Here is a 7,141-nt window from a genome sequence, read left to right on the forward strand (position 1 = left end):
CCGTCGCGGGGATGATCAGCTCGGCGACCACGTCCACGAGACGCGCCTGGTCGGCGCTCAGCGCCTTGGGAGTCCAGCCCAGCGGCGCGACCGCGGCGGCCGCGCGGCCGGCCCAGCCGGTCGCCGCCGCGCCGACGGTCAGGGCCAGGCCCCGGATGGCGTCGCGTCGGTTCAGCATCACAGGTCTCCCCGCTTGCGGGCCTGCACCGCGTGGTCGGCGGCGCGGGCCGTAAGGGCCATATAGGTCAGGGACGGGTTCACGCACGAGGCCGAGGTCATGGCGGCTCCGTCGGTGACGTAGACGTTCTTGCACTCGTGGACCTGGTTGTGGGCGTTCAGCACCGAGGTCTTGGGATCGCGGCCCATGCGGGCGGCGCCCATCTCGTGGATGCCCAGGCCCGGCGCGTAGCCGCCGTCGTGGCCCTTGACGTTCTTGAAGCCCGCCGCCTCCAGCATCTCGGCGGCCGCGGTCTGCATGTCGCGCCGCATGGCCATCTCGTTCTCACGCATCGTGACATTGAACGACAGGGTCGGCAGGCCGAACTTGTCCGTCACCTCACGGTTCAGGGTGATGCGATTGTCCTCATAGGGCAGGATCTCGCCGAAGCCGCCAAGGCCCATGGTCCAAGGCCCGGGCTGGCTGAGCGCGGCCTTGCGCCCGGCTCCGAAACCCCGACCGCTCGCGCGGGCGCCAAGATCTCGATCCCATCCGGACCGGCCCGCGCCGCCCTGATAGCCGAAGCCGCGCAGATAGTCGGAGCGCTTGGTCGCCGCGTCGCCGAGATTGCGGAAGCGCGGCACGTAGATGCCGTTCGGACGACGACCGGAATAGTACATGTCGGCGAATTCAGGCGCCTCGCCGCTGGCGCCCACGCCCAGGTGGTGGTCCATGATGTTGCGACCCAGCTGGTCGCTGCCGTTGCCAAAGCCGTTGGGGAACCGCGAACTGGTGGAGTTCATCATGATCCACGCCGAGTTCAGGGTCGAGGCGCACAGGAACACGACGTCGGCGTAGAACTCCTCTGCCTGATTGGTCGTGGCGTCCAGGATCCGCACGCCGCTGGCCCGGCCCGCCTTGTCGTCATAGATCAGCTCGGTGACGATCGAGTTCGGACGGATCACCAGGTTTCCAGTGCGCTCGGCCGCCACCAGCCCGCCGGAATTGGAGCTGTAGTAGCCGCCGAACGGGCAGCCCCGGATGCACATGTTGCGGAACTGGCATTTGGTGCGGCCCAGCGCCATCTGCTCCTCGGTCGGATCGGTCAGGTGAGCCGTGCGACCGATGCTGATGCGCCGCTCGGGGAACCGCGCTTCGGAGCGGCTCTTGAACGCCTTCTCGACGCAGTTCATTTCCATCGGCGGCTGGTAGTGGCCGTCCGGGAAGTGGGCCAGGCCCTCGGGCTGGCCGGAGACGCCGATGAAGCGCTCGACATGCTCGTACCAGGGGGCCAGTTCCTCGTAGCGGATCGGCCAGTCGACGGCGATCCCCTCGCGGGCGTTGGCCTCGAAGTCGATCGGGCTGTGGCGATAGCTCTGACGCCCCCAGGTCAGGGAGCGGCCGCCAACGTGATAGCCACGAATCCAGTCGAAGCGGTTTTCCTCGGTGTACGGGTTCTCGTCGTCCCGCACGAAGAAGTGCTGGGTGTACTCCGTCATCGTGTAGTTGGTGCGGCGCTGCACCTGATAGTGCGCGGCCAGCTCGTCCGGCGGCAGCTGTCCCAGCGGATATTTCGTCTGCCAGGGATCGAGCACCGCGGTGGGGTAATCCTCGAGGTGGCGGACCATCCGGCCGCGCTCGAGCACCAGAACCTTTAGCCCCTTCTGGGTCAGTTCCTTGGCCGCGATGCCGCCGGTGATGCCGCTGCCCACGACGATGGCGTCATAGGTGTTCTTACGACGCGCGCGACCGTTAAGGTTGGCCATGTTCGCTCCCTTTGCGGCTGCTCGACAGACCGCGCCGGAAGCTTCAAGCAACGCGACGCCCCGACTTCGGCGAACCCTCATTCTTGCCTGGAGGCTTCCATGAAATGGGTTACATTGCAAGAAAGCTCGGCGTTTCACGACCAAATCGCCGAACGCCTGGGAGGGACGACCCATCATGACCGGACCGATCGTGGGCGCGCGCCCCTTCTGCACGCGCCGCGCGAGCCATATGGCCGCGGGAATACTGCTGGCGCTTTGCGCGGGAAGCGTCGCCAGCGCCGAGGACGTGAAGGCTGGCCCCTGGCGGTCGCTGTTCGACGGCAAGACCTTGAACGGCTGGACCGCCAAGGTCGCCAAGCATCCGGTCGGCGAGAACTATCGCCAGACCTTCGTCGCCGACCATGGCGTGATCCGCGTCTCCTACGCCCACTACGACAAGATGGACGGCCAGTTCGGGCACCTGTTCTACAAGGCGCCATTCAAGGCCTATCGTCTGCGCCTGACCTATCGCTTCCTGACGGAGGGCGGCCTGCCGGACACGCCGGCCTGGGCGCGCAGCAACAGTGGGGTCATGTTCCATAGCCAGAGCCCGGAGAGCATGACGGTCGAGCAGCCGTTCCCGGTCTCGGTCGAGTTCCAGCTCCTGGGCAAGGATGGCGACGCCCCCCGCCCCACCGCCGCGGTCTGCACGCCCGGGACCACCATCACCATCGACGGGGCGAAGGTCAAAGAGCACTGCACGCCCTCGGCCAATGCGCCGACGATCCCCAACGGGACCTGGACCAAGGTGGAGCTGGAGGTCCGTCCCAACGGCGAGGTTCTCGAAAAGATCGATAGCGTGGTCGTCCACCACTACGCCGATGTCACCCTGGATCCCGACGACACCGTGGCGGGCGGGGCCAAACCCTACATCCTGGCGCACGGCGCTCAACCGGTGACCGAGGGCTATATCGCCCTACAGAGCGAGGGCCATCCGATCGAGTTCAAGGACATCCAGATCCAGGAACTGACAGCGCCCTGATCTCCAGACACCGCCATCCCTCGCGCGTAGGGATGGCGGATTGGGAAGGCAGGCTACTTTTTCACCGACGTCAGGTACTGAATCACCGCCGCGCGCTGCGCGTCGTCCGGCGCGCCGAGCAGCATCTTGGTGCCCGGCACGGTCTTGCCTGGCGCCTTGATGAAGGCGTCCAGCTGGTCGGGGGTCCAGGTGAGGCCGGAGGCCTTCAGCGCGGCGCTATAGGCGAAGCCAGGCGCGCTGGCGGCCTTGCGGCCGACGACGCCGGCCAGAGGCGGCCCCATCTTGCCCGGCGCCGGCCGCAGCGAGTGGCAGACTGTGCAGCGCTGTTCGAACACCTGCTGGCCAGAGGGCTGGGCGACGGCGCTGGTCGCCATGCCGGTGAGGATGGCGGCGAGCGTAAGCGGGAACTTCATCAAAAACTCCGTCAAAGGTCTGGCGGCGGCCTACAGGCCCAATAGCCGGCGATTGCGGCCGGCGTCGGACCCGCTGCCGGCGAAGTCGTCGAACGCCTTGTCCGTGACCTGGATGATGTGGTCGCGGATGAACGGCGCGCCTTCGCGCGCGCCCTGTTCGGGATGCTTGAGGGCGCATTCCCACTCCAGCACCGCCCAGCCGTCGTAGTCGTACTGGGCCAGCTTGGAGAAGATCGCCTTGAAGTCCACCTGACCGTCGCCCAGCGAGCGGAAGCGGCCTGGCCGGTCGACCCAGCCCTGGTAGCCCCCATAGACACCCGACCGGGCCGAGGGCCGGAACTCGGCGTCCTTGACGTGGAAGGCCTTGATCCGCTCGTGATAGCGGTCGATGTAGCCCAGATAGTCCAGCTGCTGCAGCACGAAGTGGCTGGGATCATAGAGGATATTGGCGCGCGGGTGTCCGCCCACCTCGTCCAGGAAGCGCTCGAAGGTGACGCCGTCGTGCAGGTCCTCGCCCGGATGGATCTCATAGGCGACGTCGACGCCCTCGGTCTCGAAGGTGTCCAGGATCGGCTTCCATCGACGGCCCAGCTCGGCGAAAGCTTCCTCGACCAAACCCGCGGGACGCTGGGGCCAGGGATAGAAATAGGGCCAGGCCAGCGCGCCCGAGAAGGTGGCGTGAGCCTTCAGTCCCAGACGCCGGCTGGCGACCGCCGCCGCCTTGAGCTGTCCCACGGCCCAGGCCTGGCGCTCCTGGGGTTTGCCGCGTAGTTCGGGCGGCGCGAAGCCATCGAAGAGCTCGTCATAGGCCGGATGCACGGCGACCAGCTGCCCCTGCAGATGGGTCGACAGCTCGGTGATCTGGAGGCCGTATTCGGCCAGCAGCCCCGCGACGTCGTCGCAATAGGTCTGGCTCTCGGCGGCCAGGGCCAGGTCGAAGAACGAGTCCGCCCCGCCGGTTGGCATCTGCACCCCGACATAGCCGAGGTCGGCGACCCACTTGGCCATGGTCTCCAGCTTGTCGAACGGCGGGGTGTCGCCGATGAACTGGGCCAGGAAGATGGCCGGTCCTTTGAGCGTCTTCATCGCCCCTCTCCTTCCAGCCCGACCCAGCCGGCGTCATCGCGGCTGGCGGCCACGGCGCGCTCCACGAAAGCCATGCCGCGCACGCCCTCGGCGATGTCGGGAACGAGCCCGCCGGCCCGACCGCTAGCGATGGCGTCGGCGAAATCGCGATAGATGTTGGCGAAGGCCTCGATGAAACCTTCGGGGTGGCCTGTCGGCAACCGCGTGACGGCCCGCGCCGCCGGCCCCAGATAGCCGGACCCGGCGTGCAGCACCTGGCTGGGGCCTTCCAGCCAGTCCAGGGTCAGCACGTTGGGATCCTCGTGCGACCAGGTCAGGCCGCCCTTCTCGCCATAGACGCTGAGCGTGAGGCCGTTACGGGCGCCGGCAGAGATCTGCGAGGCGATCAGCACGCCGCGCGCGCCATTGGCGAACCGCAGCAGCACGTTGCAGTCGTCGTCCAGGGCCCGGCCCGGAACCACGGTGGCGACGTCGGCGCATAGGCGGCTCACGCGCTGACCGGTCACGAACTCGGCGATGTTGAAGGCGTGGACGCCGATGTCGCCGATGCAGCCGCCGACGCCGGACTGCGCGGGATCCGCGCGCCAGCTGGCCTGCTTGTTGCCAGCGTCGCGTTCGAGCGGCTTGGACAGCCAGCCTTGCGAGTACTCGACCACGACCTTGCGCACCGCGCCCAGATCGCCACGCGCCACGATCTCGCGCGCCTCCCGGACCATCGGATAGCCGGTGTAGGTGTAGGTCAGGGCGTAGAGCTTGCCGGAGGCAGTGACCACCTCGGCCAGCTCCTGAGCCTGAGCCAGGCTGAGCGTCGCGGGCTTGTCGCTGATCACGTGCAGCCCGCCCCGCAAGGCGGCCGCCGAGACGTCGAAATGCAGATGGTTGGGCGTGACGACCGAAACCAGATCGACGCCGTCACCCCGCGCCCGCTCGGCCGCGATCATCGCGTGATGGTCCGGATAGACCCGATCGGGGGCGACGCCCCAGTCGGCGGCGGCCTTGGCGTTCTTGGCCGGGTCGCGGCTGAACACGCCGGCGACCAGCCGGATACGTCCATCCAGCTCGGCGGCCATGCGGTGCACGGGCCCGATGAACGAGCCGGGCCCTCCCCCGACCATGGCCATCCGCAAGGCCATCAGGCGACGACCTTGGCGAGATAGTCGAAGCTGATCTTCGCCGACTCCAGCCGGGCGTGAGCGAACGGCGGCTCCTGCTCGTAGTAGAAACCCCGGACACCGGCGGCGTAGGCGGCGGGCAGCAACCGCTTCCAGTCGATCATGCCGCCGCCGACTTCCGTCGGATCCTGCCGCAGTTCGAAATTGGTCTTGGTGGTCGCCTTGATGTCCTTGACGTGCATCTGGGTGAAGCGCCCGGGATAGGCCTTCAGCATGGCGAACGGATCGTGGCCGGCGGCCGTCACCCAACCCACATCCATCTCGAAGGTGACCAGGCTGGGATCCGTGCCCTTCAGCAGGATCTCCATGCCGGTGGTGTCACCAAGCGGCGCGAACTCGAAATTGTGGTTGTGGTAGCCGGTGACGACGCCCGCCTTCTTCAGCACGGCGGCCTTCTCGTTCAGGAAGTCGGCGTTCCACTTCCAGTCGTCGGCGGTCATCTGGCCGCCGGCCTGGCGCAGGTCCGCGCCCGTGAAGCGGTCCGGGATGTAGAGGATCGGCATGATCGCCGACTTCACCCCGATCACATGCAGGTCGTCGGCCAGCTTGGCCAGATCGCCACTGAAGCCATTGGGCCCCTTGGGCTGGATGTGGGCGCTGGGGCAGACCAGGCCGGCCTTGTCGAAGGCGGCGCGCAACTCGGCCGGCGTGCGGCCCAGATAGCCGGCCAGCTCCACCGACCTGAAGCCGATCTTGGCGACGGTGGCCAGCTGGGCGTCCAACTCCTTGGCCAGGTCCGGACCCAGGCTGTAGAGTTGTATGCCCACCGGCAGCTTGTGGCGCTGGAAGAACGGCGCCTCGGCCGCGCCCGCGGCGCCGGCGAAGGCAGCGCCAAAAGTCGCCGCGCCGGCGGCCAGCAGTCCGCGCCGCGAAAGGTCGGCGACAGCTCGGATTTCGTAAGCGTTTGAGCGCACGAGGCTTTCCTTTTGCATGGAGCTAGACCTGGGCGGGGCTGGCGGTGGCGGGAAGCTCATCGGTCTCGCCGACCGGGCCGCGCGATGGCGGACGGAAGAAGACGGCCAGCAGGCACACGGCGGCCAGGGCCATGCCGGTCGGAACCAGGAACAGGGTGGTGTAGTCGACGGTCGCCGTTCCGCCCGGACCGCTGGTGCTCAGACGGCTGATCAGCGACGGGAACAGGAAGCTGGCCACCACATTGCCGACACCCAGGATCAACAGGTTGAACAGGCCCTGGGCGCTGGAGCGGACGTCCTTGGGGAAGACGGCGTCGACGAAGATATAGACGGTGGCGAAGAAGAACGCGTAGCAAACCCCGTGCAGCAGTTGCACGGCCACGATCACCGGGATGCTGTCGGCGAAGAAGGCGAAGACCGCGAAGCGCGCCGCGTGGCCCAGCACGCCGATGATCATCGTCACCTTCCAGCCCAGCTTGGCCAGCACACGGCCCAGGAAGAACATGGTCAAGATCTCGGCCACCTGGCCAAGGCTCAACACCACCATGCTGAGATTGCCGGCGATCCCGACCCGGTTGGTCAGGAAGGCGTCGGCCATCACAAAGTAGCCGT

Annotated in this window: 8 protein-coding genes; 1 reads left to right on the forward strand and 7 read right to left on the reverse strand. The window is 67.4% G+C overall.

The window, feature by feature from the left end:
• The coding region (locus tag VJ655_RS10745; RefSeq protein WP_324111060.1) for a twin-arginine translocation signal domain-containing protein at positions 1-178 on the reverse strand (178 nt) is incomplete at its 3' end.
• Positions 178-1,923, reverse strand: coding sequence for a GMC family oxidoreductase (locus VJ655_RS10750; protein ID WP_324111054.1), 1,746 nt, complete (start codon positions 1,921-1,923; stop codon positions 178-180). The genes VJ655_RS10750 and VJ655_RS10745, both read right to left, overlap by 1 nt.
• 229 nt (positions 1,924-2,152) lie before the next feature.
• Here VJ655_RS10750 and VJ655_RS10755 point away from each other — a divergent pair, with 229 nt between their 5' ends.
• Positions 2,153-2,944 carry a DUF1080 domain-containing protein gene (locus VJ655_RS10755; protein WP_324111061.1) on the forward strand — a complete coding sequence of 264 codons (792 nt, stop codon included), beginning with the start codon at positions 2,153-2,155 and terminating at the stop codon, positions 2,942-2,944.
• A 53-nt stretch (positions 2,945-2,997) separates the two neighbouring features.
• Here VJ655_RS10755 and VJ655_RS10760 read toward each other — a convergent pair whose 3' ends face one another.
• The 5 genes from VJ655_RS10760 to VJ655_RS10780 form a co-directional block, all read right to left on the reverse strand.
• Positions 2,998-3,360, reverse strand: coding sequence for a c-type cytochrome (locus tag VJ655_RS10760; RefSeq protein WP_324111055.1), 363 nt, complete (start codon positions 3,358-3,360; stop codon positions 2,998-3,000).
• Between the two features lie 27 nt (positions 3,361-3,387).
• Positions 3,388-4,443 carry a sugar phosphate isomerase/epimerase gene (locus VJ655_RS10765; protein ID WP_324111056.1) on the reverse strand — a complete coding sequence of 352 codons (1,056 nt, stop codon included), beginning with the start codon at positions 4,441-4,443 and terminating at the stop codon, positions 3,388-3,390.
• Positions 4,440-5,576, reverse strand: a complete 1,137-nt coding sequence (locus tag VJ655_RS10770; RefSeq protein WP_324111057.1) for a Gfo/Idh/MocA family oxidoreductase — start codon at positions 5,574-5,576, stop codon at positions 4,440-4,442. The genes VJ655_RS10765 and VJ655_RS10770 overlap by 4 nt, the downstream gene beginning before the upstream one ends.
• Positions 5,576-6,547 carry a sugar phosphate isomerase/epimerase gene (locus VJ655_RS10775; protein WP_324111058.1) on the reverse strand — a complete coding sequence of 324 codons (972 nt, stop codon included), beginning with the start codon at positions 6,545-6,547 and terminating at the stop codon, positions 5,576-5,578. Before VJ655_RS10775 ends, VJ655_RS10770 begins: the two co-directional genes overlap by 1 nt.
• Before the next feature lie 4 nt (positions 6,548-6,551).
• On the reverse strand, positions 6,552-7,141 hold a 590-nt coding region (locus tag VJ655_RS10780; protein WP_324111059.1), incomplete at its 5' end, for an MFS transporter.

The sequence above is a fragment of the Caulobacter sp. genome, from assembly GCF_035254145.1.
Classification (GTDB): Bacteria; Pseudomonadota; Alphaproteobacteria; order Caulobacterales; family Caulobacteraceae; genus Caulobacter.